The organism is Brucella rhizosphaerae (assembly GCF_002252475.1).
GTDB classification, from domain to species: domain Bacteria; phylum Pseudomonadota; class Alphaproteobacteria; order Rhizobiales; family Rhizobiaceae; genus Brucella; species Brucella rhizosphaerae.
In genome coordinates this window covers 1-26,881 of the sequence record NZ_NNRK01000021.1, presented here as the reverse complement: position 1 = coordinate 26,881, position 26,881 = coordinate 1, and the positions used below count along the sequence as shown (strand labels likewise).

The window sequence follows — 26,881 nt, the reverse complement described above, 5'->3', positions numbered from 1 at the left end:
CTCCCGCATTTTCGTGGAGAATTAATCTTAGGCACCCGTATCAGAAAATGCCCCAGTTGGGTCCCGAGGCTTCGGCGAACCGTGCCGGAGAACATCAACGGCGCAAATTCTATCGTGCCGAAATCTTTAGCGCATCAAGGGTTTCAGGCGTAACCGTCCCAGTAACCTTCAACCCATAATCGGCTTGAAGACGCTGTAATCCTGCCTTCGATGTGGAACCGAGTACCCCATCAATCTGACCTGAGTAATAACCGTACGCCAACATGGCCAACTGAACTTGCTTAACAATTTCACGAAACTTATCCGTGTTTCCGGGCAAAACCTTCAAAGGTGCTGGTGTTGTCGTCTCGTTTCCTGAGGGTGCCGCGGGATAAACCGGAGACGGCGCCGTTCTTACAGGTGGATTATATAGCGGTGCCGCATAACTGGGAGAAGGCCGGCTATAGGTTGGGGCACGGTATGAATAACCCCCACTTGATGACCTGTGACTGCTATGTGATCGGTGTGAACTATGACTTCGATGGCCCGCAAGAGTGAATTCATGGTCCATTCGGAATACATCAAACAGCGACTTAGGTCCTGTTGACAAAGTATGGTAGCCAAATCTTTGTGGCAGCCAACGCGAGGAAGGCTTCAAAGGAAGCTCTGGTCTTATCGTATCTGGTGGCGATCCTGCGAAACTGCTTGAGACGATTAAACATCCGCTCGATACGATTGCGATCCCTGTATGCTCGGTAGTCACAGGCAGGCGGGTTCTTCCGGTTCGCTTTTGGCGGAATAACGGGACGGATGCCGCGCATCAAAAGCTCTTCCCGGATAGAGTCGCCGTCATACCCCTTATCTGCCAGGAATAGCCTGGGCTTGTTGACTGGCATGGCCAACAGAGCCGGAACGGCATTGTAGTCCGAGGTCTCGCCACCCGTCAGGATAAAGCCAAGAGGGCGTCCCTGACCGTCCGCTCTGGCATGGATTTTTGTCGTAAAGCCGCCGCGTGATCGACCAAAAGCCTCCTTATGAGTCCCCCTTTAGCGCCCGCTGCCTGCGAATGGCCGCGAACTGTGGTGCTATCGATCATGTGCTGCCAGTCCTCAGTCAGGCCAAGGCCGACCAATGTTTCCAGAAGGGCATCCCAAACGCCGTGCTCAGCCCATCGCCGGAAACGGACATAGACCGAATTCCATTTGCCGTATCGTTCGTGCATATCCCGCCAAGGGCATCCGACGCGCAGAACGTGCAGCATCCCGTTTAGAAAGCGCCGATTATCATGGGCAGGACGGGATTTTCGTCCGCGCTCTGCAGGCAAAAGCCCTTCAATAATCCGCCATTCGACATCCGAAAGATCGCCACGAGCCAAAGCAGCCTCCTAAAAGACGGCGTTGAATCATGCTTCAGGTGATGTGCAAACCCACTTTGTCAACAGGACCTAATTAAACGCATAATGGAAACATAATGAAAAGCAGAATTTCAACGATATTGCGTATGCTTGCAGTGGGCGGCGCGTTTATCATGGCAACTCAATCCGCATATGCATCCGGTAACAATGATAGCAGTTTAGCCGCCAGATGCAGGGCATATGTTATAAGCCATCCTTTCGATTATTGTGGTGGAAAAGACCCAGGGTACTATGAGCGTTGCGTTGAGTATGTCGTGAATAACTGCGTACTTTATCCCAAAAAGTATTTCCCAGATAAATAAAAGAACCCGGGGATCAGTCGTATTCAGATGCAGGTTTTCTATTTGATCACGCACGACGTATGTGTGTCTGACCAACAATCTGTTTCAGGATGAAACTACGAATATAGACTGACCTTTTCATGGAGATGAAGGCCACCAGAAAATGCAAAACTGGGGGTCTTCATCGTCCGAAAGAGAGATTGTTCCGATTGACCTTGATGTGTAGGTTAAACAGCATTGTTAAGTTATTTGCAGATTGCGGTCGGGCTATTTGAGCTGAATGACTGTTCCATCCACCATGCCACACCTAAAAGGCTTTCGCTTCGCTCGCGAAATCATCGCATACGTGGTCTGGGCTCATCATAGATTTGATATGAGTACTGCAGATGTCGAAGAGCTGCCAACCGGACGGGATGTTGTTGTCAGTCAAGAAGCGATCGGGCTTTGGGTCATCGGTTTCGCGCGGCATTTTGCAGAGTACGTCCGACGCGATCGACCGGCTCCTTGTGACAAGTGGCATGCCGATGAAGTCGTCATCTCAATCCAAGGCGTAAAGCATTGGCTTTGGCTTGTGATCGATGCACATGGAAATATGCTCGATATACTTGTCCAGCCACGCCAAAATACGAAGGCGGCAAAGCGTTCCCTGCATAGTCTCACGGCACGGTTTGGTAAGTCGCGAGTTGCCGTGGGTGATAAACTGCCAAGCTATCTCTAGCCAATTCGAACCCTTTCGCCAGACGCAAACCATCGGGCCCGTAAGAGGCTTACTAAAGCAATTGAAGTCTCGCATATACACCCGTGGAAGCGAGAAAAGATATTTGGCCGGTTCAAGTCACCAAGGCATGCGCAAAGATTCCCCTCCGTTTATGATCAGATTAATCTGATTTTCCGCCGTCGCCGCCACAAACTCACTACCCTGCCCTACCCTCATGCGAGAACCGATGCATTCGCGTTATGGCGTAACTACACTTCTTAAATGACCGCCTGATCACGGGCACCCTGCTTTCAGACAGCCTGCGTTAAACAGAAGAATCCATAAAGCCAGACTATTATTCTGCCGACCCAACGGATAACGATGTGGAGTTTGATCGTTACAACGTGCTCATCCGGGCGCCACTTGCCACCAAAACGCTGGGCATGGAGGCTGATTGCATTGGCATAGGCGCTTCTGAATTTCTCGGCCTATTCGCTACTGTCTCATGAGTGACGATGACCCCGATAGGCTAGCAAATCCTAGCCCCTGTGTAAGCTTAAGGGAAAGAGAGGCGCAACGGTCGACCATTCCCTTTTAGCACCGATTTCGTTACACAAAACTCGGGTTCCAGTGCTCGGTTCTGTTATCCTGCTGATCATTGCAAAGGCACTTCTACATGGCGGTCGATTTCGATGAAGTCTGTGCGTGGCGAGCAGATATTCAAACGGCTGCAGACCCACACGCAATCAACGATCTATTCTATAGCCTGTTCTCAGTTGAGAACTTAGAGTCAATTGTCACTCGGAATATCGGAATGCGAAACGTGCGCCTTCTCGAATTGCAACATGCCAGCCAAGACACTACGCCCCAATGCACGCATGGCCATCCGAAACAAAGACGAGCGCTTCCGCAACAGGAACTATGCATAAAATAATCATCGCCCCTAAATGAAAGGAACCGGTGAAACTGATATAATTCTGAAAGTCAGAATCTTTGATATGCATAAAGTCTGCATTATTCACGACCAACTACACAGATGAAATTTGGTAGAGGGCCGCGTTAACCATCCATTAACCTTAAACTTGTTGACGACTCAGCTGGAAGCCGTCATCTTGACGCTCATATCTTCAAATATCCCTATTGAGCGATTTTAATGATCCAGAGCGCCATTGCCACCGAAAAGCAAAACACAGTCGAAAAGTCGCTAACGCGCCTGATCGAAGCGGATGCTGATACCCTCAGCGCACAGCTGCAACAGCTCCGCGCACGAGCTTTTCCACCAACCGCTCAGAAAGAGCTTCGAAAGTTTGCTCCAGGGGAAGCGGCAAAGCTCATTGGCATCAGCGATGTTTATCTGCGAACTCTCGTCAATGAAGGCGTAATCGGCGAGGCAGAGAAAAATTCCGCTGGCCGCCGATCCTACTCACTGGACCAGATCCACGCATTGCGAGATCACCTGGGAAAAAACAAGAAGAGCTATATTCAGCACCGTAGTTCTGAAGACCGGATGCAGGTTATCGCTGTAACCAACTTCAAGGGCGGCTCCGGTAAAACCACAACAGCGGCTCATTTGGCACAATACTTTGCCTTGCGAGGATATCGAGTTTTGGCGGTGGACTTGGACCCTCAGGCATCGCTTTCCGCTTTGTTTGGTATTCAGCCTGAATTTGACCTCGAGCCAAATGAAACGCTTTATGGAGCTATCCGTTATGATGAGCAGCAACGACCGCTCAGCAGCATAATCAAGAAGACATATTTCAACGGTCTCGACATAGTTCCCGGAAATCTGGAGCTTCAGGAGTTTGAGCACGAAACACCTCGTGCCCTCACCTCCTCTGCGCGATCTGCTGATAAGATGTTTTTTACCCGCGTTGGCGCCGCTTTGAAAAGCGTCGAAGACAATTACGATATTGTTGTGCTTGATTGCCCCCCATCGCTTGGTTATCTCACCCTATCGGCTCTCTGTGCAGCCACATCGGTGCTCGTCACTATTCACCCGCAGATGCTCGACGTCGCTTCAATGAGCCAGTTTCTACATATGACTGCTGGCCTGTTCGACGTCGTAGAACGGGCAGGTGGCAACGCGAACTATGACTGGTTCCGCTATGTTCTTACGCGGTATGAGCCCAATGACAGCTCTCAGTCTCAAATTGCCGGCCTCCTCAAAGGCCTGTTTGGGGATCGCGTTCTCACAAGTTCCATGGTCAAGTCAGCTGCTATTTCTGATGCAGGTATTACCAAGCAGACCCTCTATGAAGTTGGCCGAGAGAATTTCCATAGGCAAACCTATGACAGGGCCATCGAAGCCTTGGATGCTGTGAATAGTGAGCTTGAAGACCTGGTACGAGATGCATGGGGTAGGAAATGAGCAAACGTCGCGATGCCCTCAAGGATTTTTTGACGCCGATCACGGCGACGCAGGAGTTCTCAGCTGAGAACTCTTTTCGTCGTCCTCAAGCAACGTCGGGCGCGCTTCAAAGTATGAATGATGCCATTTCTGGCCTCTCACATGAAGCGGAAGAGCTGCGCCACGCGCTTGCTGATGGCACGTTAATCGTTGAGCTTGATGCCAACGATATCGATGCGTCGTTCGTAAAAGACCGTATCGAAGATTTCGATAGTTCGGATTTTGAAGCACTGCTTGAAAGCATTAGGGATAATGGTCAGGCAGTGCCCGTATTGGTCAGACCCTATCCTGATCGGGCAGGGCGCTATCAGATTGCTTATGGCCACAGGCGCGTAGCCGCTCTGAAGAAACTGGGGCAAAAGGTCAAAGCGTTCGTTCGTGAGTTGTCGGATGATCAACTGGTTATTGCTCAGGGTAACGAGAACCTGGAGCGCAAGGACCTTACTTTCATCGAGAAGGCATTCTTTGCAATGCGCCTTGAAGACAGAGGCACGTCACGCGCTGTCATCATGTCGACCTTTGGAACAACGTCCAAAGGTGTTTTGTCAGAAATGATCTCACTCGCACGCAAGCTACCTGATGATGTTGTTCAGGCAATTGGTGCCGCTCCCGGAGTGGGCCGCCCTAAATGGGAAAGCTTCGCAAACGAATTGAGCGGTGGGGTAACAGAGAAGCTGAAAGCATTGTTCGCGTCACCTGCTTTTACCAGCCTCAAGAGTGCCGACCGTTTTCAGTTAGCATTCAAAACGGTTCAGAACAAACAGAAGAACCGCGATCCTATTCATGATGGCTGGTCATCAACAGACCAGACTGTACAAGTCACTGCTAAATCAAAATCCAAGACCTTAGCGTTGGAATTTTCCAGTTCTGAAGGGAAGATTTTTGGCGAGTGGCTGACGAACCATCTCGAACGCTTGTACGTGGAATACCGACAAGCAAAGATCAACTCAGGAGAATAACCGCAAAAGAAAAAGGCCCCCAAAACGTTTCCGTTGGAAGCCCTTCTCTAACCTTAGCAAGTACGAGAATCGCATTTCCATGAATCGCTGTCAAGAGTCATAAACGTCATTTTGGCGGGTGGATATCTTTTGCCTAAATAAAGGTGAAGGAAAATGTACAGTCTGGAGAATGTGACGTCTACATTTCGTAGGCGAACGATGGCGCGTATCCAAAACCCGGCTACATCGTCAACCAGTTGCAAAGCCACGTCAGTTAACCGCTGGGCTATTTACAAGCAGCTCTGCGTTGCCAAGTCTGTTTTTGGTTTAAATGACCGCTGCTTGGCAGTTTTGAGTGCGCTGCTGTCGTTCTATCCAGAAAACGATATCAGCGCCAAGACCGGCCTTGTCGTGTTTCCATCCAATCGTCAGCTGTCACTCAGAGCACATGGCATGCCCGAATCCACACTTCGCAGACACCTGGCTTCTCTCATCGATGCTGGGGTGATCGCGCGGCGTGATAGTCCAAATGGCAAGCGATATGCTTACAAGACAGAAACGGGTGCGGTAGAGGAAGCTTTTGGCTTTTCCTTCGCGCCTTTGCTAACGCGTGCCAAAGAGATCGAAGCGGCTGCGGAAAAGACACAAGCGGAGACCAAACTTCTAAAACGCACGCGTGAAAGGCTCACACTGCAGCGCCGAGAGCTTGCGCAGCTATACGATGCCACGCCTCCTGAGGTTGATCCCAAATTCTGGGAACCCTCTTATCAACAGTTCCGCGCCATCGTTGACGGTATCCCGCGGCGCGCCTCCATAGCTGAACTGAACGACATTTTGGACAATTTGACAGCGCTCCATGCCGATATAACTAACCATATGAATTCATTGAACGATGCAACTGAATTGAGCGACAATCACGCTCAAAATGAGCGGCACTATAATGAATCACATTCTGAATCCTTTTATGAAGATCAAAAAGAACAATTCATTGAATTGAAAGAACCTGCACAAAAGCTTTCTCATAGCGATTCAGGACTGAGCCTGGCAAACAAGACCCACCAGCATTCGAGCTTAGATCTCGACATGGTCCTTCGCACCTGCCCTGATATTCGCGATTATGCATCTGGCCATGTTTCGTCATGGCGAGATCTAAGCGATGCCAGTCGGATAGTAGCCAAATTCCTCGGCATTGCTCAATCGGCTTATCATGACGCTGCTGCATTAATGGGACAGGAGAACACATCTGCAATCATCGCGTGGATATTACAACGAAATGCCAGGATCAGATCTGCTGGCGGTTATCTGAGGTTTTTGACGCAACAAGCTCAGTCAGGCCGTTTATCCATCTATCGACTTCTTATGTCGGACCCTGATCAGGTCATGCGCAGTGGCTGTTAATTCACGGGATGGAGTATTGCAGGCTTCAACACATAGAAAGCACATTCCGGTTTGCCACTTTTTCTTATGAGTTTAGATTAACTAGAAACACGTGGTAGTGCATTTGACATTCTAAGTCCTAAACCTGCTCAGAATGGAGATAGACAGGACTATTTGACACTTTCTATCAACTTGAAAATAAACCGAAATTTTAGTCACGTGAAAGTCAAATCTACAATAACTTGCGTTACTGTGACTCTGTTTCTGCTGATAAAATTAAGGTTGATTTTTGAGGCTTACCAAGGATCAAACTGCCACTGTAAACCAGGGCCACATGTAATGAGTGATCATAATGGTATCCTCGAAAATGTAGCATCTTTCTTAGCCTCCAGGCAATATTTTTATCCACGGCGTAGAATTTCTGAACGAATGCCCATCGAGCAGCAATTCCATTGTAATATGACTGCTGCCGCGAACACATGATCCTGAGCAAACCATCAGCGTCATGAATCGATTCCAGCCGATTGATTCAAATTACTCGTTGGACAGAAAATAAGACATCGCCGATGCTGACGCCATGTTCACAAACATTGTTTCAACTCAGCAGCATGAATTTCATTTTCGCAAGGTTCAAGCGCTATGCAACATGCGCCGGTTCTATACTGTCTCTTTGCAACCCACTTTGTTTGGCGAATGGAGCCTTGTCCGGCGATGGGGCAGGGTAGGCACAAAGGGCCGAAGTTTACTGCACACATATGAAAGCGAGGTTCGGGCTCGTGTTGCTCTTGATCAGGCCGTTTGCAAGCGACGTAAGCGCGGTTATGTCGAAATGTAATGCGTTAGAGCTCATCCGGGAATGATTGCCGAGGAAGTTCCCAGCTGGGAACTGTTACATAACGATCGTTCCATCAAAATGGCATCGAGGCTAACTACGCGAAAATTCCGTAATTCGGCTTGTTTGCGTAGTTTGGGCGAACTATACTCTTCATATATCGCTGGCAATAAAATTTTTGTGCGATCTGGAGGGAAGCTCTCATTGTCTCGCCATCTAAGCAGTCTCCATTTTATGAGTACCTTTTCAAACAAACTCGATAAGGCGCTTAATAATCTTTCGCTCGCGCAATATCCGCCGGATGAACCGCGCTCTATGCGCAAGTTCTCTTCCACCGAAGTGGCAGCCCTTCTCGGAGTAACCGAAGCCTATATCAGACAAGTTTCGTTAAAGGGGCAGGGGCCGACGCCGGAGGCAAATCCTCATGGTCGTCGTCTTTATACGCTGGAACAGGTCTCAGAGCTCCGCGTGTCTCTCGCTGAAAAGGGTCGAAAGAAATCGATCAATCCGCAGCGAACGGGGAACGAAGAATGTCAGACGATAGCGGTTACCAATTTCAAGGGTGGCTCATCGAAAACATCGACCGCAATTCACCTCGGTCATTGGCTTGCCTTGAAGGGGTATCGTGTTCTGGCCGTGGATATGGATCCTCAGGCATCTTTAACAAGCCTTCATGGTGCGTTGCCCGGCTTCGATTATCGTGATGGGGAGACGCTCTATTCAGCTATCAGGTTTGAAGAGCCAATTCCGGCCGCCCGAATTATTCACAAAACCCATATTGCTGGGTTCGACGTCATTTGTGCCGGGCTTGAACTTACAGAATTTGAAACTGCTGTTGCGCTTGAAATGCGCAAAACTGCTGGTACGGGATTTCTGCTGCGCGTCGCTCAGGCCCTGGAAACAGTGAGTGATGATTATGACGTTATTCTTCTTGATTGCGCCCCATCGCTTAACTTTCTCACTCTTTCATCGTTGACGGCCGCGACCGGGGTTCTCATTCCTGTGCCGGCTCATATGTTGGACGTGGACTCCACTGCCAAATTTCTGGAGCTTGCCGCATCTTATATGCAGATTCTTGATGATGCGGGAGCTGGTGCTCAATGGGATTTTGCAAAGTTCCTGATTACGAAGTTTGAAGGCAATGATCATCCGCAGGCCAATATGCAGGCGTTGATGCGACAGGTCTTCGGTGATGATCTTTTGTTGAACATGGTTGTCAAATCAACCGCGGTTGCTGATGCTTTGACCTGGAAGCAAAGTCTTTACGAAGTGCAACGATCGCGCTTCTCGGCACCAAAAACGTATGATCGCGCTATTGAATCCATCAATGCTGCAAATGCAGAAATCGAAAGCCTGATAACCAGTGCGTGGGGACGTGAGCAATGAGCCGTAAAGATTCAAAAGGCATGTTCGCTGCCGTTCTCGGAAAACTCGACGAAGAGAAGTCAAAGGAGCAGCCTACGCCACGGTCGTCATCGCCTCATTTGATGAAGGTCGCGGCTGGTGTTCGACAGATGCAGGAACGAAGCGAGATGGCGGAGCGGCTGCTCCATCAGGGAGAGGTGATTGTCGAACTCGACCCATCCGCCATTATGCCTTCCTCAATCATGGATCGTTTTGATGCGGCCTATGATGCGGAAGCTATTGCGGAAATTGCTCAATCCATTCAGGAAAGAGGGCAGATAGTTCCCGGACTTGTGCGCCCGGTTCCCGGGCGTCCGGATCAGTTCCAGATAGTTTATGGTCGGCGACGTCTTGCAGCAGCGAAACAGCTTGGCCTGAAGTTCAAGGCTGCCATGCGCGAGTTGAGCGATGAAGAAGCCGTTATCATTCAGGGCGAGGAGAACACTGCTCGCGAAGACCTTTCGTTCATTGAAAAGTGCCTTTTCGCGGTAGCACAGGCCGATGCCGGGTATAAACGGGAAACAATTTGCTCTTCATTGTCGACTGGCAAGTCTCACGTTTCAGAGATGATAAAAATTGGCTCGTTGGTTGATCGGCCTGTCCTTTTTGCGATCGGCAAGGCACCGGGGATTGGGAGAGGCCGCTGGGAAGAGTTTTCGAGGCGCTGGCAGTTGTCGGACACTTTCTCGTCAGTTGAAGAGTTGATCAATAGGCCGGCATTCCGAGCGGCCAACTCGGATGATAGATTCATACAGGTGTTTGAGCAGATATCGGCTGAAACGCAAAAAGCATCAAAAAAGGTATCGACGTCGTCATCGAACGCGTTCCCGGTACGCCAGTGGATTGCCGACGATCAAGCCGTTGACGCTTCTTTGAAAAGAACAGAGAAAAAAGCGGTGCTTTCGCTCAGTGCGACCGATGGGCCGAGGTTTGCGGAGTTTCTTGTTGAACACCTTGATGAACTTTACGAGCAGTTTAAGCGCTCCGACAAATCATAGTCGTTTTTGCCCCAACATTTGCCTTCACTGATGATGGGTAGAACACAAATGTCGGCACTGCGCGGCTGGACGGCCAGTGTGTTTAGAGTTTTATCGTCGTTTCACGCAGTTTTATTGTCGGCGTGAGCAACATTGAGCGTTGCGGCATATCTGTTCCGAGCAGGGCAGCGACAGCATTCTCTGCGATTGCTTTCACGGGTTGAACGATTGTTGACAGGCGAGGGGTAGTGAGGCGCGCCAGCGGAATATCATCGAAGCCGATGATAGAAACATCACGCGGGATAGAAATCCCGTAATCGGATGCTCCACGCATGATGCCAATGGCCTGCTGATCACTAGAGGCTGCAATAGCCGTTGGCAGATCATCGCGCTTTCGCATGAAGAGTTTTGAGGCCAATGCCTCGCCTGAATTATAGTCGAAACCCGCTTCCATCAATTCTGGCATTGCCATCTCGACTTCTCCGGACTGAATGGAGTGTTGGCAGTAATCCAGGAACCCTTTCCGCCGCTCCGCAGAGATGGTCAGATTGGACGGGCCAGAAATATAGGTAATCTTTCGGTGTCCCAGCCCGAGCAGGTGACGCGCTGCCAGTTCTCCGCCAGCATAATGATCGACCGCGATGAGCGGATGATTTCCATAGGGGCGATCAAGTGCAATGGTGCGAATGGAGCCGGTCAAAGAGCTCGGAGAGTCGGCATTTACTGGAATAACCAGAAAGCCTGCGGGCAAGTGAGCCCTTAAGCCCAGTATCTGTTGTTCCTCGCGGGCCGGATCGCCGTGCGTGTCTGCAAGAACAACCAGATGGCCATAACTATAGGCCGCCGCTTCTATGCGTTGGGCCAATTCCGAGAAATATGGATTGGTTATATCGGGTAAGACGAGGGCGATCATGTTGGTGCGGTGGCGCCGCAGGCCGCGTGCCAGATTGTTCGGTCTATATCCGAGTGCCGCGACCGCTTCTCCGACCGCCTCGCGCATTTTGGTGGTGACGGAAGGATTGTTGCTAAGTACGCGCGAAACCGTGCCGACCGATACGCCAGCTCGTTTCGCAACATCCTTTATCGTCGCCATTGATGAGTGCCCCGCATATTTTTTCTTGCCTCCAGGTTAATCCTGAGAGGCAAGAGATTAAAGCATTTCCAGCAAAAGTACGAAGCGGTTTTGTGTTGGATAATGCGTAAAAACAAATAGATAGAGCGACTCCAGCACTTCAGTCTTAACCGGAACCGCTTTAAGTTCTACTTGTCGAATTTGATCGGCACCGGGCGCTGCATCAGGTCTACATAAAGATCAAAGAACCGCTGCTTATCGAATTCTTTGACGACTTTCATCTTTTGCAATAGTGGCGTCGGCTGCTTTTGCCAATAGCCGAGAGTACGCCCATAGCTTGGGCCAAAAGCGATGTCGACATCCATATAAAGATCGTCCACTTTTGTCGCGTAACTTGGGTCGATCGCATAGGCCAGGGCCAGTGTATCAAAGACGCTAGCCCCGGCTTTAGGGTCCTTTGCAAAAGTCTTGGCCATCCAGCTGTCAGCAAAAAGTTTTTGCACAGGACCGTCACCTGCAGTGACGCGATCAAATGTTTCTTTATCAAGCTGCGTAATATCCGTGACATCGAGCGGGATCATAGCCTGATCAATTGGCGCGCGCATAACGATACGTGCAGCTTCAGGGTCGACCCAGACATTCATTTCGGCTGCGGGCGTCGTATTGCCTTTCACATCAACCGCGCCCGCCATGTAGACGATACGCTTGATAAGCGGCACGATCTCCGGATTTTTTCGAATGGCTAAGGCGACATTTGTGACTGGACCAATAACCAGCAGTGTTACCTCGTTTGGATTGGCCTTAACCGTATTGACTATGAAATCGACGGCGTCTTCTTTCTCGAGTTGTGCCTTCTTTGCAAAGCCGTCGGGTGGAGCGATCAGGTCTTTCTCGGATGGCTCGGGGCGATGGAAAGCTGTCTTGTAGCTCTCGCCAAAGCCGAAGAGTGCTCGCTCACTTTCAAAGCTGCGGGGATCATGAACCAAAGGCAAATTGGCACCCGCGTAGACACCAACCTTGTCCTCTATGCCCAGGCGTTCGACGGCGCGAAGTGCATCCGCGACTTCCTGCTTCAGCCAGTTATTGCCGGTGACGACAGTGACGCCAAGGAGATCAATGGTGCCCTGCTTGTAGAGTTGCGCAGCCATGATCAGAACCTGACCGTCATCACCAATTGTGCTGAAATCGGTATCGATGATCATTTTTTCAGAAGCGGCATACGCCGGTAATGCAAGTAAAGTGCTTGTAGCGATGCATATTGCAGTTAACAGGCGTCTCATTGAAAACTCCTCCTCTTCTCCCACAACCGTCCACTCCTTTTCAGAAGAATGTTACATTCCAGAAATGAAACGGTTCATCAACAAAACGTAACAACTGGAAAATCTCTTGTCCAGTGGCTCTCAAGTGCCGATACTATGATAATAATCGATCATAATTTTTGAGAAGTCGCAAAAATAGGGAGCATTATTCTTGAAATCACGTTTCTCAACAATGAACCGTTTCATATTGACTCGAAAATTCTATTCTGTTTTTGATTGGGTGGATGGCTGTCATGTTACAAACATGCCGACCATTGGGTAGGAGAACTATTCCCCCGGGACGCTTCTCGTGGGAGTATCATTAGGCCAATCGTCAACACCGTCGCTGGTCTTGCGTAAGACGAAGAATGCGACGAACGGGGAGGAAAGAATGCGCTTTAAAGCTTTTGTTGCAGCCGCGACTGTCGCGAGTGGATTGATCGTAGCTCCGGTAGCCAGCTTTGCTGCCGATAAGCCTGTCGTCGGTCTTGTGATGAAATCACTCGCCAACGAGTTTTTCAAGAATATGCTCGAAGGTGCCCAGGCCCATAATAAGGAAAAGGGCACTTATGAGTTGAAGGCAGTGGGTATGCAGTCCGAAACGGACATTGAAACCCAGATTAACGCCGTTGAGAACTTCATTACTCAGGGTGTGAATGCCATCGTCATTGCTCCGGCAGATTCACGTGCATTGGTTCCCCCGCTTAAACGCGCAGTGGATGCGGGTATCGTAGTCGTCAATATCGATGTGGAATTGGATGCGCAGGCAAAGAAAGATGCAGGACTTGAGCTTGCCTTTGTTGGCCCTGACAATCGTGCGGGCGCCAAAATGTCTGGCGATGAGCTTGCCAAAGTGATCGGCAAGGGCGGTAAGGTCGTCATGCTTGAGGGAAATCCCGGTGCCGACAATGCTGCACAGCGCAAACTTGGCTTTGATGATGCGGCAAAAGAGGGTGGTCTCGAAGTATTGGACTCCCGTACTGCTCACTGGGAAACCGAAGAAGCAAATTCGGTATTCACTAATATGCTCACCGCTCATCCTGATATCCAGGGTGTGATGGCGGCAAATGACTCCATGGCGCTTGGGGTCGTTAAAGCACTGGATGCGGCCAAGCGTAACGATATCAAGGTTGTCGGGTTCGATAATTTGCCGGCGATAGAGCCAGAAATCAAAGCTGGCAAGGTGCTGGCGACTGTTGATCAGTTTGGATCGCAGATGGCTGCCATGGGTATCGATAAGGCGCTTGAAGTGTTTGCCGGTGGCGCACCGCTTACGGGTTGGGTCAAAACCGACGTTGAGCTGATCACGGCTGATAAGCTGAAATAATCTCAGTCAAAGTGGTGGCTTCAATCGATTGGAGCCACCACCGTTCAACCGGAGAAAAGCTATGGGCGAGAACGGCGTTAACGCGCAATCGGCCCCGGTCCTATCACTCAAAGGGATTCGGAAACGCTTCGGCGGCGTTGTTGCCCTGGACGGCGTTGATCTTGACCTGACACCAGGTGAGATTCACGGGCTCGTGGGCGAGAATGGTGCAGGTAAATCGACGCTTATCAAAATAATGAGCGGTATCATCAAGCGTGATGACGGCATCATGACACTGGATCGTAAGCTGTATGAGCCAACCTCACCAAGAGAGGCAAAGCAGGCAGGCGTACAGGTTGTTCATCAGGAATTCAGTCAGCTTCCTTACATGTCTGTCGCAGAGAATATCTGCTTCGAGAATTTGCCAAGAAATGCTTTTGGAATCCTTGATCGTCCGACTTTGAAACAAAAAGCCCGTGCTGCCCTTGATACCATCGGCCTTGATGAAGTCGATGTAACTGTACCGGTCGAGCGGCTGGGTATTGCACATCGTCAGCTTGTTGAGATTGCTCGGGCGCTGATGAGCGATAGTCGCATTCTGATCCTTGACGAACCGACAGCGACATTGACCGCGCATGAAGCACGCCGCCTGTTCGAGCTTCTTGATCAATTGAAAGCGCGGGGGGTAGCGATCGTCTTTGTTTCCCATCATCTGGATGAAATATTTGATCATTGTCAGCAGGTCACCGTCATGCGCAATGGCAGGACCGTGTTTACGAAACCGATCAGTGAAACAAATAGCGATGATCTGATTCAAGGTATGGTCGGGCGCAATCTGGTCGACCCGATGCATGCGAAAGTTCCCTCAGCAGCGACGACAGAAGTGCTGTTGCGTGTGGATAAGTTGAGACATGTGAAATCGTCCAACCCGGAAGGTGTGAGCTTCACCCTGCATAAGGGAGAAATTCTCGGCATCGGTGGATTGATCGGTGCTGGCCGTACAGAATTGCTGCGTGCGATCTTCGGGATAGATAAAGCTCTTTCTGGTGAGGTTGCCATTCAAGGTGCCGGGACCCTGTTTCGTTCTCCGGCTGAAGCCATTGAAGCGGGGATAGCCTTCGTTACGGAGGATCGCAAAGACGAAGGTCTGATCCTCGAAATGCCGATAGCAGCAAATATCAGTCTTGCCGATATGAAAGCCGTATCGCGGTTTGGACTTCTGGATCGCCAGTCGGAGTTCCGGTTGGCAGAAGAACAAGCTTCTGATCTGAAACTGAAGTTTGGAACACTTTCTGACCGGGTTGCAACATTGTCAGGCGGCAACCAGCAGAAAGTGGTCTTAGCTAAATGGCTGGCCCGCTCCCCCTCGATCCTTTTGCTCGATGAGCCCACCCGCGGCGTCGATGTTGGAGCAAAAGCGGAAATCTATTCGCTTCTTCGTTCCTTTTCGGCCGAGGGAAAGGGGCTGCTTGTCGTTTCTTCTGAATTGCCGGAACTAATGGCGCTTTCAGATCGCATTCTTGTGATGGCCAATCATTCAATTACCGGGGAATTGAAACGCGACGAGTTCTCGGAAGAGCGTATCCTTAATCTCGCTTACAAGACTTCAAAATCTCAACAGCATGTTTCAGCACAAGGAATGGCAGCTCATGGCTAGTGTCGCTCCGAACCGTTCTTCCTCCGTCCGGTTCACAAATATTTTGCGCGACTCTGGCATTGCCCTCGCGCTCCTGCTGCTCATCGTGGTCTTCTCGCTGACCACACAGCATTTTCTGACATTCAACAACATCACCAATATCCTTACCCAGGTCACGATTAATCTCATTCTGGCAATCGGCATGACCTTCGTCATATTAATTGGCGGTATTGATCTGTCGGTAGGTTCGGTTCTGGCGCTTTGTGCCGTGGTTGGGGGTACGGTTATGAACCTGCCCGGACTTGGCGTTGCTGAAGCTGTTGCACTCGCGACATTGGCCTCAATCGCTGTTGGCATTGCCTGTGGGTTCGTGAATGGCTTTATCAGCGCCTACTGGGGATTGCCGTCCTTTATCGTGACGTTGGGTATGCTGAACATCGCGCGAGGTGCTGCGTTGCAGGTAACTGACGCGCGTGCGATCTATTCCTTTCCACCAGCGTTCAACGCGTTCGGCTCGCAGACATTGTTCGGGATACCGCTTGCCTTTCTCGTCGCTTTAGCGATGGTAGCTATCGGCTGGTTTGTACTCAATCGAACTGTTTTCGGCCGTTTGCTTTATGGCATTGGTAACAATGAAGAAGCTGTGCGATTGGCCGGGCATCCAGTATTCTGGTATAAAATTGCTGCATTTACGATTGCTGGCGCAGCCGTTGGGATCGGTGCAATCATCTATATGGCACGACTGAACGTCGCGAGCCCAATCATAGGTATTGGCTTTGAATTAAACGCCATCGCCGCGGTCATTATTGGCGGTGTCAGTCTCACAGGCGGCAGGGGTTCTATTCTCGGAACGCTTCTTGGGGCGGTGATTATCGGGGTACTCGCCAATGGTCTTGTTTTGCTTGGTCTTAGCGATTTCATGCGTCAGATGATTACGGGATTTGTCATTATTCTCGCAGTCATTGTCGATAAATATCGTGAGCGGCTATCGGCAATCGGCTGACCCGGGAACATCATAATTTCATCGACTTTGTGCATGATTAAATCGACGCTCTGGCCCTATATCGGTCCAGAGCGTTCTCATTGGCTCATAAGGCTTGCTACTGTATTCTACGGCCTCAGTAGCGTGCGTCTTTCGGCTTCTTGCCGGTTGGCCAGTCTTTCACCTTTCCGGCGAAATCGGGCCGCGGCATATGGGTGAAATATTCGGACACATCAATAGCTTCCTGATCTGTCAGAACACCACCTTGTCCGATAGGGAGATTGTGGTTCTGTCCAGGCGGCATTGCGTATTTCACGAATTGCGCGGCTTTATAAGTACGCGCGAGACCAGCTCCGATGTTAAAGCTTTCGTCACCCCAAAGCGGTGGGAATATATAATCGCCTGCTGCATCCTTCATGCCCTCGCCATCTGCACCGTGACAGGTCGAACATTGTGCGGCGTAAATCCTTGCGCCATTGGCCGGATCGGGAACAAGGCTTTCATCGATAGGCCCCGCATTTCGGACCGCCACTTTTGTTCCTTTCGTCACACCTTGTCTTAACCAGTCCATGTAAGCGACCATTGCCGTCATATCCGTTCCTTCTGGCGGCAGCGGCTTGCCGTTCATTGAACGCTGAAAGCACCCATTAATGCGCATCACCAGATCGACTTCTTTTCCCGCGCGCGGCATGACCGCGGGATAGGAATTGCTGCTATTGATATAGGAGGCGACATTATCCACTTTACCCTGACCGATGTGGCAGGAATTGCAATTCAATCCATTGCCGACATTATCGGGCAGAAGCCGGGCCGTTTCGTTGAGCAGTCGCTTTCCGTGCATGATTGCGGGAGCATTGGGCTCTTTGAGAATATCCCGATCTGGTGGAATGACATAGGTGCCCACCTGCTTCTTATCCTTGTCCAGTACAGCGTAGGTCACGGATGCCGGAGCATCCATGATTGGTCTGAAATGGTTGAAGGCGAAAGCACCGCCCGTTACCGCCACTGCGAAACCCGCGCCGAGAACGACAATCGTACTGGTTTTCATTGCTTGTTCTCCGGAACATAGTGAACGGGCTTGTGAGCAATTTCGCGTCGCATGCGCGCGATATCCTGCTCTGTGATGGTGCTGCCATGATTGCCCCAGCCATTGCGGACGAAGTTGAGGATCTCAGCGACCTGCCAGTTTGGTAGATTAGCGAAGCCGGGCATTGTGAAAGCCATTTTGTCCTTGGGGGTCTCAGGCGTTCTGCCGCCAGTCAGCGTAACCTGAATGAGCGAACTTGGATCGTCTGCGAAAACGATGGAGTTATCTGCAAGTGCAGGATAGATGCGTGGAGCACCCTTACCGTCCATACGGTGACAGACCGAACATTGTTCGACATAAGACAAGGCACCTGGCGCACTGAAATCGCCGGATTTAAGCGCAGCTGTCGTGACATCTTCCTTCGGCTTCCACTGTCGTTCGCGTCCTTCACTGGGTGGAAGTGATTTCAGATAACGAGCAATCGAATGTAAATCCTCTTCCTCAAGATACTGGGTTGAGTGTTGAACAACGTCGGCCATAGAGCCGAATGCAGCTGTTCGCTCAGTACGTCCGGTTTTGAGGAAGGTTACGATCTCGTCTTCCGCCCAGGTGGAAAGCCCCGTATCCTGATCGCGCAAATTTTTCGCATACCAGCCTTCGAGTACGGAGCCGGAGAGGAACTTGCCCTTCGGATCATTCTTCACAGCGGTTTCTTCGTATGCCAGGCCACGCGGTGTATGACATGCGCCGCAGTGACCAAGGCCCTCGACCAGATATGCGCCCCGAGCAACAACCGGATCGGTATCGGCGGAAATTTCGAACGAACGGGAATTGCCGAAAAACAACTGCCAATAAGCAAGCGGCCAGCGCATATTGGTCGGCCAGGGCAAGGTGCTTGACTGGTTTTCCTGCTTGACTACGTCCACTTTCGACATGAAGAACGCGTAAAGTGCTTTCATATCGTCATCATTGACGACGGTGTAGGAAACGAATGGCATCGCGGGATAAAGATGAACGTTGTCCCTGCGCACGCCCTGCCGTACAGCACGTTCAAAGTCGGCATAACTATAGTTACCAATACCCGTTTCTTTATCGGGCGTGATGTTGGTCGAATAAATCGTACCCAGCGGAGTTTGCATTCCCAAGCCACCTGCAAAGGCTTTGCCCCCGGGTGCGCTATGACATGCTGCGCAGTCGCCTGCATGAGCAACGTATTCACCTCTGGCGACTAGATCTTTGTCGCTGATATTTACGGCTTGTTCCTGCCTGGGTGTCAGCCAATAGGGTGTCGAAAGCGCAAAGAGCCATGCTGTGGCCAGTGCGCCAGCGCCCGCAATTCCCGCTTTCCAAATCAGTTTCATGTGCCTCAGCCCCCAAAGATGTAGGAATATTCAAGGGTATGGGGAAGTTGGGCCTGAGCGGCATTGATTGGAATCAAATGCTCAAAATTATGTTGTTTCTAGATGTTTTTTCCGGGAATTGACCTGTGCTGCAACGACAGTTCCAGATCATGTTCATTGTTGCAGTGATGTATGTGCAAAGCGATGCTTGGCAAATAACTCCGCAGCACAGTCTACGATCTTGGCTTTTGTCGGTCCGAGCATCGAACATTAGCAAATTGATCTAAATAACAGAGATGGTCACTTCGTGTTCCCATATCAAATCCAGAAGCAGCGCTGATGTGTTTGCGTTAATTCGGGGCGTGTAGTTCGTTTTCTACAAACTTACCTCTCATGTCGACACGCCAAAAATCAGTGTAACGTTATTATTTTATTTATAATGGAAGCTTTCTCGTTGGCTAATATGTCAAAAGATGGAATAAAATCTGGTGAACAGTTTGTGACAACGGCAACCTGAAAGACAAATAATAATATTCGGAAGGTTCAATGCCCTTTTAACGTAGTTTAAGCATAATGGGGAAGAGAGCATGCAAGATAAGTTTGTGGATCTGATAGAACGCGCCACGCAAGCGGTTTTCACAAATATCGTACCTTTAACTGGAGATGCTCCCTCTTACGTACTCTTTCTCTCCATGACTGACGGAAAGCGTCGGGCGATAACAGTTAACGCTTCGGCCACAAGCATAGAAGATTGTTGGAAAGCGCTCATAGAAAAAGCAACGCAAGCGTGGCTACGCAATTCGTTTGAAATCGAATGGCTGCGTATCGAATGGCCAAACAGTGTGGAAGCTCTTAGTTGGCAAAAGCTGAAGTCAGAGATCGAAGCCACCAAACGCAACTATTTCAGATTTGGTATTTCGTTTGATCGGCAGTTCCACATTGCCCTGCTTGAGACGGAAATTAATGCGAATGCCGTTCTCTATGGCGGCGGAGACACCGTAAGCGGCGTCTTTAATGTTGCAAACTTTGACCGGTATCTAAAACTCCGCCACGGCGAAGATAAATTTTCAATCTCAGATGAAGATACTGTATTTCGCTTTTCGACGCGGGGCGTGTTCCTCACATCTGGTGAGCCCACGATCTATAAGATTGAGGGACAGGGGCAGAATTGCAGTCGCCGAAATATAGAAACACTTGAATTAAAAGATATTGATGAGTTGATCGCGGGAGGTAGTCGTTATCTTGCTTCGCAGACGCAGGAGACTGGCCGCTTCATCTATGGTTGGCATCCTTGTTTTGATCGTGAAATCAAGACTTACAATGCGTTGCGCCATGCGAGCTCACTATACGCGATGATTGAAGCCTATGAGGTCACGCGTGACGATGGGCTTGGAGAAGCCATTGAACGCGGCCTTTCGTACCTAACTGAAAAGTTGATTAAAACTGTCCTACATGAGGGGCAGGAAATCACCGTCCTTGTTGATGCCCAAGACGAGGTGAAGCTGGGCGGGAATGCGGTCTGTTTGTTGGCTCTCGTGAAGTATAGCGAGCTTCATCAGACGTCGCGCTATCATGCCCTTCTTGAACAGTTGGCTCTTGCGATTTGTCTCATGCAAAATCCTGCGACAGGACAGTTCGCCCATGTTCTACAGTATCCCACATTAGACGTGAAAGCACACTTCAGAACCATTTATTATGATGGTGAAGCCGCCTTCGGATTGTTGCGGCTTTATGCGCTTACCAAAGATCCAAGATGGCTGAATTGCGTTGAACGAGCCGTCGATTATTTTATTGAGGCCGATCACTGGAAAGCCCACGATCATTGGCTTGCTTATGCGGTTAACGAACTGACGCGATACAAACCCGAGCGTCGCTATTATGAGTTTGGGCTGAAGAATTTTGCCGACTATCTGGATTTCGTGACAGAACGGATTACCACTTTTCCGACTTTGCTGGAGCTTATGATGGCAGCGCAGCAAATGATTGCGCGGCTCGAAGCAGACAGCTCGCTGAGCGACCTTGTGGCGACCATCGATAAGAAAAAATTTTACACAGCGCTTGAAACTCGCGCTCATTATCTCATGAACGGGCACTTCTGGCCCGAGATCGCTATGTTTTTTGCTAATCCGGCCCGAATAGCTGGAAGCTTCTTCATCCGCCACCACGCATTTCGTGTGCGTATTGACGATGTGGAACATTATCTTTCCGGGCTGATCGCCTATCGACATTATCGGTTGAAACTTTCTGATTGGAAGGCTCCCTGGGCATCGGACGCCGCAGTCGGACTAGCGGATGCTTTTGATCCGAAGGGGCCAATTGTTGCCTGGGGTGGCGACGTTAACCTTGGGCGCCGCCAGCATTACCGGCTCAGTGAACTGGGTGTCGGGAATATATTGAACATTCCGCAACTTGAAAAAGCGGATCTTCGGATAATCAATTTGGAGTGTGTCGTCTCAACGCTTGGCGAACAAGGTGTCAACAAAGGCGAAGGCGGTCCATATTATTATCGAGCACGGCCGCAAATGCTCGAAATCCTGACCTGGGCGGGAATTGATTTGGTTGCCACCGCGAATAATCACAGCGGGGATTATGGGCCGCAGGCATTGCAGCAGCAGGCCGGGTTCTTGAAGCAAGTGGGTATCTCATCAGTCGGCACGGGGGAAACCCGGAATGCTGCTTTCACTCCTGTCATCAAACAGGTGGGAGATCTGAAGGCCGCAATATTTTCTGTCGATGCGACGCAACATCGGTTTGCCGCAACAGAAGATACCGCGGGCTCGGCATATTTGTCTTTGAGTAATCCCCAAGCCTGGCTCGACATGCTGGCGCCAAGGATCAACGATGCTCGTAAGCAAGCACACGTAGTGCTTGTTGCGGTCCACTGGGGTGACAATCTGAGAGCGGAGCCATCGGCTGATGAAGTAGCGGTGGGCCACGCGATTATAGAGGCGGGTGCCGATGCTGTATTGGGTGCATCAGCACATCTGCTTCAAGCTGTCGAAATTTATAGTGGCCGCCCGATTATCCACGATGCGGGCGATTTTTTGTTTGATGCCATTCAGAGCAAGCCGACGAAATCGGGACTGTTTTCGCTGGAGCTAAGTTCCAATGGTGTTGAGACCGTCATCTTTACACCGCTTAGCGGTGGCTTTGGTACAACACGGCAGCTGGAGGGCCAGGAGGCATGCAAAGCCGCGCAGGAGTTTGCAACGCAATGCTTGAATGCAGGCACACAAATGCAGGTAAGTGCATCAGGGCAAGGCATTGTGCATCTTTCACCAGAAACGCGAGCGACGCCAAAAATTGTTACTGATCGAGTTACCCCAGTGAGTGAGAAACATTGCCTGCCAGAGGCTCTTACCTGCGAACTCGATAAATGCTGGAACCCGGACGAAGTACCAGATGATGCGCGTATTCCTCCGGTTCAAATTGGCCCGTTGACCTTATTGGGTGCTCGCGTTTCACCGCAAAAATTTACCGACCGACGGATGCTCTGGGTTGAGACGTTCTGGTGCACTGATAGTTTTATCGATGAGGACGTTCGGCTTGACATTCAGGCAGTCCCTTTAGAGCCCACACGAATGCGCCCCTGGGGGCGTTCCATGGATCACGATCCGTGTGACTGGATTGCTCCAACTACTTCATGGAAGCCGGGCCAGATTTACCGGGATTTCTATGGTTTACGTCCTCCTTATTTGAAGGATTGGGAGAATGTCGATCTGCAACTAACTCTCGGTATCGTGTCGAAAACCTATGAGGTGGCTCCGGTTGCGCTGCCGTTTAATATTCAGCTCGCCGTCCCCAATCTTCCGACACCAGTTGTGAAGCAGCCAGTGGTGGCTGCATCCAGCTCAAGAATTTACCGGCAGCAGCATGACGACAGCATTGATGATTGCTTATCGGGCCAGACATGGACAGCCGGTCAGCTGGCCACAGTCACAGGCGGAAAGTGGCTTGTGGCACCACCTCCCAACTGGTTTGTCCGCTCCGTTATACGGGGTCTCACACATCAAAAATTCGTCGACGGACCAACACTTTATATCGCGTCGGAATTTGAACACCTTGCTTTTCATGAACAATATTCATCCACGAAGCGATCCGGTATGGACACGCACAGCTTGCTCGTAAAAAATGAAGCTGCATTTGCGGGCGCAATCGTCACCAAGCCGGTTCCTGGCCTTTCGCACGATTTTCCACTTTTGCAAGTCGCAGATCCCATCAAAGCATTGATTGAATTGGGCATTGCCGCGCGCAAGCGATACAAAAATGATGTCATCGCGGTAACGGGAACTGTTGGAAAATCAACGACCGTCAGCATGATCCGTGAGATGCTTGGACGAGATCAAAAAATACTCTCCAGCTACGATAATTACAATTCACGGGTTGGTGCACCCGCACTGTTTGCAAATCTGTCGCTCGACCACAAAGCTGCAATTGTGGAAATCGCCCAAAGCGCGCTTTGGATGGAAAGAGGCCCGGTCACGCGCCTCATTGAGCCAACAATTGCTCTGGTGACCGAAATAGGAATGTCTCAGTCCGATCGCCGGGTTAAATCTCTTAGCGATGTTGCAAAATGGAAATCCAGAATTTTTGATGGGCTGACCGGACAAGCCGTGGCTGTTATCGGCGATCATCTGGCGTGTTTTGATGATATTCTGGCCAAAGCTAGCGATCATGCGAAGAAAATCATTATTTTCGGCGAGAGCGCGCGCGCCACAATGCGTATCATCGACCGGCAGATGAATGCTGAAGCCAGTACGATACGCTTCCGCACCCCTGATGGATCGGAAGGGGTTCTGGAAATTCCATTGCCGGGAAATGGCATGATTACGAACGCGATGTCAGCACTTTGCGTCCTTTATGCAATGGGTCATGACGTTACCAGGATGACAAACAGCCTGATGGGGTTGGCCGTGCAGACGGGTCGACTGCAGCGTTTTTCGCTTCCGCTTCTTTCCAGCGGCGTGGCAACAATCATTGATGATAGCTGGAATGCCGAAGTCAGTTCGATGCTCAATGCGATATCGGTTCTGGAAAATATCACGCCGGCTAACAAGGGTCGTAAAATTGCGGTTCTTGGGCGCATTGTACACTTGGGAGAGATGGGTAAGCAGCTCCACGAGAGCCTTGCAGAGCCATTGCTTACGGCGAATCCGAGGATCGTTCTCACTCATGGCGATGAAATGCGTTTTCTGCGTGAGAAACTGCCCATAAGCATCCTCGGGCCGCATTTTTCTACGGCTAAGGAATTGGCTCAGTTCCTCTATCCGATATTGGAACGAGATGATGTTGTGCTTGTAAAAGGTTCTCGTCGCGATTCCGATTTTGGAAGTGTGTGCGATCTTTTGAGAGATGCGGCTAAACCGGTAAAGAATAGCCAACCAATGTCCTCGACGTTGGGAGAAATCAGGCGGCTATTAGGTCCGGGTAGCGGACTGTCCGAAAGCAATGATGCGGTCAAGTTTAATGCTATTTCATTTTCGGTTGAAACGTTGAACGATCAATCAGTTGCAATTGTTCAAACCGAAGACGGTCCTATGGGACTGACACAAGCGCAGTTGCAAAAGCACAAAGCATCTATCGTCGCAACGATAGGGATCGTTCCTGAGCCGCCGCTTTCGGATGTGCCGCATATTCATGATCAGAGATGGTCGCACACCACCAAAGCACTTGCAGGTATGCGTCGTGACGCTTTTAAAGGCACTTGCTTTGCCGTTACGGGAAGTGCGGGCAAGTCGAGCGTCAATAGCATGTTGCTGTCCACCCTTAGCAGATTACATGCTGATCAAGGAATATTGGGTACAACCGGCAATCAGAACATGTTCATGGGGGTTATGCGCACAATGACAGCGCTCAAGCCCGAGCATAGTCATCTTGTTCAGGAAGTTGCTGTCGGACACGCAACACGATCGGCACCCGTGCTCAGGCCAAACATTGCAATAGTGACCAACATTTCTGAAGCGCATTTGGAAGCTTTTAACGGGATCGAAGGCATTGCAGACGCCAAGTCCGCCGTGATCCGCGCACTAGAACCGGATGGTACTGCCGTGATCTGCCGTGACACGGCACTTTATGAACGTGTAAGGGGACATGCGGAGCGTAAAGGGGTGAAAATTATCACCTATGGAGCACACGAATCTGCCGACTGGAGGCTGACTGACTTTGATTCTTCGTCTGGCGCAGCCGAATATAAAATTGGCAATGAACAATTAAAGCTTAAGCTAATTCCTGGTGCGCGACATCAGGCTGTCAATGTTGCTGGAACTTTGGCCTGTTTAGCAGCGGCAGGTGAGGATTGGCGGACTGCAGCGAAGATACTGGAGAATTGGTCTCCACCCGCTGGTCGTGGACTACCATTCTATGTCTCTGCATTGTCGGGCGGCAAAGCGATGATCGTTGACGATGCTTTCAACGCAGCGCCGATAGCAATGTTAGCCGCAGCTGAAGCGCTCGCCGCCGAAATGAAAGCATCTCGTCGCGTTCTGGTTTTGGGTGAAATGCTTGAGCTTGGACAAAATTCAACAGCGATCCATACACGTCTTGCGCATGTTATTGCCGGCCTTCCCATTGAACAGGTCTATGCGGTTGGTCAGGCTTACGGCGAGTTCTGGAAGGAATTACCTGAAGCGCAACGGGGGCACCACTTTGAAACACTTGATCAACTCCAGAAAACCTTACAGACCGACATCCGCGATGGGGATGTCTGGTGGTTTAAAGGAGCGCATGGCAGTGGTCTGCATCATACGGTTCAGGCTCTTCGTTCATCGCGGGTTCAAAATTAGCGGCTGTGCTTAGCTTGGGGCAGCTTTTGTCAATGACCGCGCTGGCGGAGCGAGACAGAGGATAGACCCAATGACAAGAGCAACAGCCGCGACCATGAGCGAGCTATCGAAAGATGCAGTTCTTGGGTATAATGCATCTGCCATGAGAGGGCCGATAATCTGCCCTACGTTGGCATTGGAACTTTAATTGTGGCGTAAAGAAATCGGAGGTAAAAGGGAATGATCGACCCTGGCGCCTCGTTTATCACTGTCATTGTTTTCCAATTGAAACATTGCGGATGCCGTATGGTCGAATTTTCGCTTTCCCTAAGCTTTCGCATTGTTGAGGATTTGCTAGCTTATTGAGGAATCATCGTCACTCATAGGACAGTGCGCGAATGGGTTGGGAAATTCGGAGGCGCCTGTGCCAGTACAATCCGTCGCCGTGCCCTATTCCTTGTTGAAACTTGGTGTCATGACAGATCGCATTTATACAGATGTAGGCTTTACCGGTACAAACCGAGCAAGGCCCGGACTTGATCAAGCCCATGCAAGGTTCAGGCGTTGAACTGAAAATGGAACGCGGATGTTTATGCAGACCTGACGGGCGGCACTTACGTCTTCTCATAATTGACAAGATCGTTGTTGGATTTGACATCAATGGCTTGCAGCGCTCATAGCCACAGCAGTCGCCGTTGATAGATTATATATACCTTGCCAATGTACGTGATATACACGACTAGATCCATTTCCCAGGATATCTTATCCTAGAGTTCCGTGAAATAATAATATTTCTTTATCGCAACAGAACTCAACCGGATCATGAAGCATTCGGTCCCGTTGTTGGAGAATTCGTAATTGCAGTTGTTCGTTGTGGACGATGGAATTTTTCGAGGGTTCCGGCGTACATCCGCGATAAGTATCTTTTCAATGCGCTAACATCGATGGTGGTGCCAGCAAACTTGAGGCAAAAATCCATTAGGCGTAATGCTTAAAACTATCCAAACCCATGGCCCTGTTATGGGTCCATGGGTTTAGGAGGCTCTGGTGTTTGCTTTGTGGCTTTCCGCTCTGTTGAGTTCAAATGACCGTTATGTCGGCCTTCTCACCACTTTGTTCTGAAGCCGATTGTTGCTTTGAGGGCATAGCTGTC

16 protein-coding genes and 1 pseudogene are annotated in these 26,881 nt (G+C 50.3%); 11 read left to right on the top strand and 6 right to left on the bottom strand.

The genetic code is table 11. From position 1 onward, the window contains the following. Nucleotides 1–109: 109 nt before the first annotated feature. Both hxsA and CEV32_RS05430 read right to left on the bottom strand, forming a co-directional pair. Nucleotides 110–550: a His-Xaa-Ser repeat protein HxsA gene (gene hxsA / locus CEV32_RS05435; protein ID WP_094574914.1), complete on the bottom strand. Its 441-nt coding sequence runs from the start codon at nucleotides 548–550 to the stop codon at nucleotides 110–112. Between the two features lie 22 nt (nucleotides 551–572). Further along, nucleotides 573–1,354 (bottom strand): IS5 family transposase gene (locus tag CEV32_RS05430; RefSeq protein ID WP_235818732.1). Its coding sequence is split into 2 segments (ribosomal slippage): nucleotides 573–1,024 and nucleotides 1,024–1,354, totalling 783 coding nucleotides; the frame shifts between segments, so codons are not numbered across the junction. A 600-nt stretch (nucleotides 1,355–1,954) separates the two neighbouring features. On the opposite strand from CEV32_RS05430, the pseudogene CEV32_RS05425 reads away from it, so the two are divergent. The 7 genes and pseudogenes from CEV32_RS05425 to repB (CEV32_RS05390) all read left to right on the top strand — a co-directional run bounded on the left by CEV32_RS05425 (nucleotide 1,955) and on the right by repB (CEV32_RS05390) (nucleotide 10,327). Continuing rightward, nucleotides 1,955–2,653: pseudogene (locus CEV32_RS05425) on the top strand (IS6 family transposase). Nucleotides 2,654–3,524: 871 nt separating this feature from the next. Then, on the top strand, nucleotides 3,525–4,739 hold the full coding sequence (gene repA / locus CEV32_RS05415) for a plasmid partitioning protein RepA (RefSeq protein ID WP_094574910.1): 1,215 nt from the start codon (nucleotides 3,525–3,527) through the stop codon (nucleotides 4,737–4,739). Next, a complete protein-coding gene (repB, locus tag CEV32_RS05410; RefSeq protein ID WP_094574908.1) occupies nucleotides 4,736–5,737 on the top strand; it encodes a plasmid partitioning protein RepB in 1,002 nt (333 codons plus the stop codon). The genes repA (CEV32_RS05415) and repB (CEV32_RS05410) overlap by 4 nt, the downstream gene beginning before the upstream one ends. A gap of 153 nt (nucleotides 5,738–5,890) precedes the next feature. Next, on the top strand, nucleotides 5,891–7,114 hold the full coding sequence (gene repC / locus CEV32_RS05405; RefSeq protein WP_094574906.1) for a plasmid replication protein RepC: 1,224 nt from the start codon (nucleotides 5,891–5,893) through the stop codon (nucleotides 7,112–7,114). Between the two features lie 556 nt (nucleotides 7,115–7,670). Then, nucleotides 7,671–7,928, top strand: coding sequence for a WGR domain-containing protein (locus tag CEV32_RS05400; RefSeq protein WP_094574904.1), 258 nt, complete (start codon nucleotides 7,671–7,673; stop codon nucleotides 7,926–7,928). 201 nt (nucleotides 7,929–8,129) lie between these two features. Further along, nucleotides 8,130–9,311 carry a plasmid partitioning protein RepA gene (repA, locus tag CEV32_RS05395; protein ID WP_094574903.1) on the top strand — a complete coding sequence of 394 codons (1,182 nt, stop codon included), beginning with the start codon at nucleotides 8,130–8,132 and terminating at the stop codon, nucleotides 9,309–9,311. After that, nucleotides 9,308–10,327, top strand: coding sequence for a plasmid partitioning protein RepB (repB, locus tag CEV32_RS05390; RefSeq protein ID WP_094574899.1), 1,020 nt, complete (start codon nucleotides 9,308–9,310; stop codon nucleotides 10,325–10,327). Before repA (CEV32_RS05395) ends, repB (CEV32_RS05390) begins: the two co-directional genes overlap by 4 nt. An 82-nt stretch (nucleotides 10,328–10,409) precedes the next feature. On the opposite strand, the gene CEV32_RS05385 is transcribed toward repB (CEV32_RS05390), so the two are convergent. Further along, nucleotides 10,410–11,399, bottom strand: coding sequence for a LacI family DNA-binding transcriptional regulator (locus tag CEV32_RS05385; protein WP_094574896.1), 990 nt, complete (start codon nucleotides 11,397–11,399; stop codon nucleotides 10,410–10,412). Nucleotides 11,400–11,566: 167 nt separating this feature from the next. Further along, entirely contained in the window at nucleotides 11,567–12,658 is a 1,092-nt protein-coding gene (locus CEV32_RS05380) for a nucleoside hydrolase (RefSeq protein ID WP_094574891.1), read from the bottom strand. Nucleotides 12,659–13,067: 409 nt separating this feature from the next. Here CEV32_RS05380 and CEV32_RS05375 point away from each other — a divergent pair, with 409 nt between their 5' ends. The 3 genes from CEV32_RS05375 (at nucleotide 13,068) to CEV32_RS05365 (ending at nucleotide 16,621) form a co-directional block, all read left to right on the top strand. Continuing rightward, entirely contained in the window at nucleotides 13,068–14,003 is a 936-nt protein-coding gene (locus tag CEV32_RS05375; protein WP_094574889.1) for a sugar ABC transporter substrate-binding protein, read from the top strand. 61 nt (nucleotides 14,004–14,064) lie between these two features. Beyond that, nucleotides 14,065–15,639: a sugar ABC transporter ATP-binding protein gene (locus CEV32_RS05370; protein ID WP_094574887.1), complete on the top strand. Its 1,575-nt coding sequence runs from the start codon at nucleotides 14,065–14,067 to the stop codon at nucleotides 15,637–15,639. Then, nucleotides 15,632–16,621 (top strand): ABC transporter permease, encoded by a 990-nt coding sequence (locus tag CEV32_RS05365; protein ID WP_167382746.1) that lies wholly within the window; start codon nucleotides 15,632–15,634, stop codon nucleotides 16,619–16,621. The genes CEV32_RS05370 and CEV32_RS05365 overlap by 8 nt, the downstream gene beginning before the upstream one ends. Before the next feature lie 115 nt (nucleotides 16,622–16,736). Here the strand turns inward: CEV32_RS05365 and CEV32_RS05360 are convergent, their stop codons facing one another. Further along, nucleotides 16,737–17,648 carry a c-type cytochrome gene (locus CEV32_RS05360; protein WP_094574883.1) on the bottom strand — a complete coding sequence of 304 codons (912 nt, stop codon included), beginning with the start codon at nucleotides 17,646–17,648 and terminating at the stop codon, nucleotides 16,737–16,739. Continuing rightward, on the bottom strand, nucleotides 17,645–18,988 hold the full coding sequence (locus tag CEV32_RS05355; RefSeq protein ID WP_094574881.1) for a c-type cytochrome: 1,344 nt from the start codon (nucleotides 18,986–18,988) through the stop codon (nucleotides 17,645–17,647). Before CEV32_RS05355 ends, CEV32_RS05360 begins: the two co-directional genes overlap by 4 nt. 566 nt (nucleotides 18,989–19,554) lie before the next feature. On the opposite strand from CEV32_RS05355, the gene CEV32_RS05350 reads away from it, so the two are divergent. Beyond that, nucleotides 19,555–25,749, top strand: a complete 6,195-nt coding sequence (locus CEV32_RS05350; RefSeq protein ID WP_094574879.1) for a Mur ligase family protein — start codon at nucleotides 19,555–19,557, stop codon at nucleotides 25,747–25,749. The last annotated feature ends 1,132 nt before the right edge of the window (nucleotides 25,750–26,881 follow it).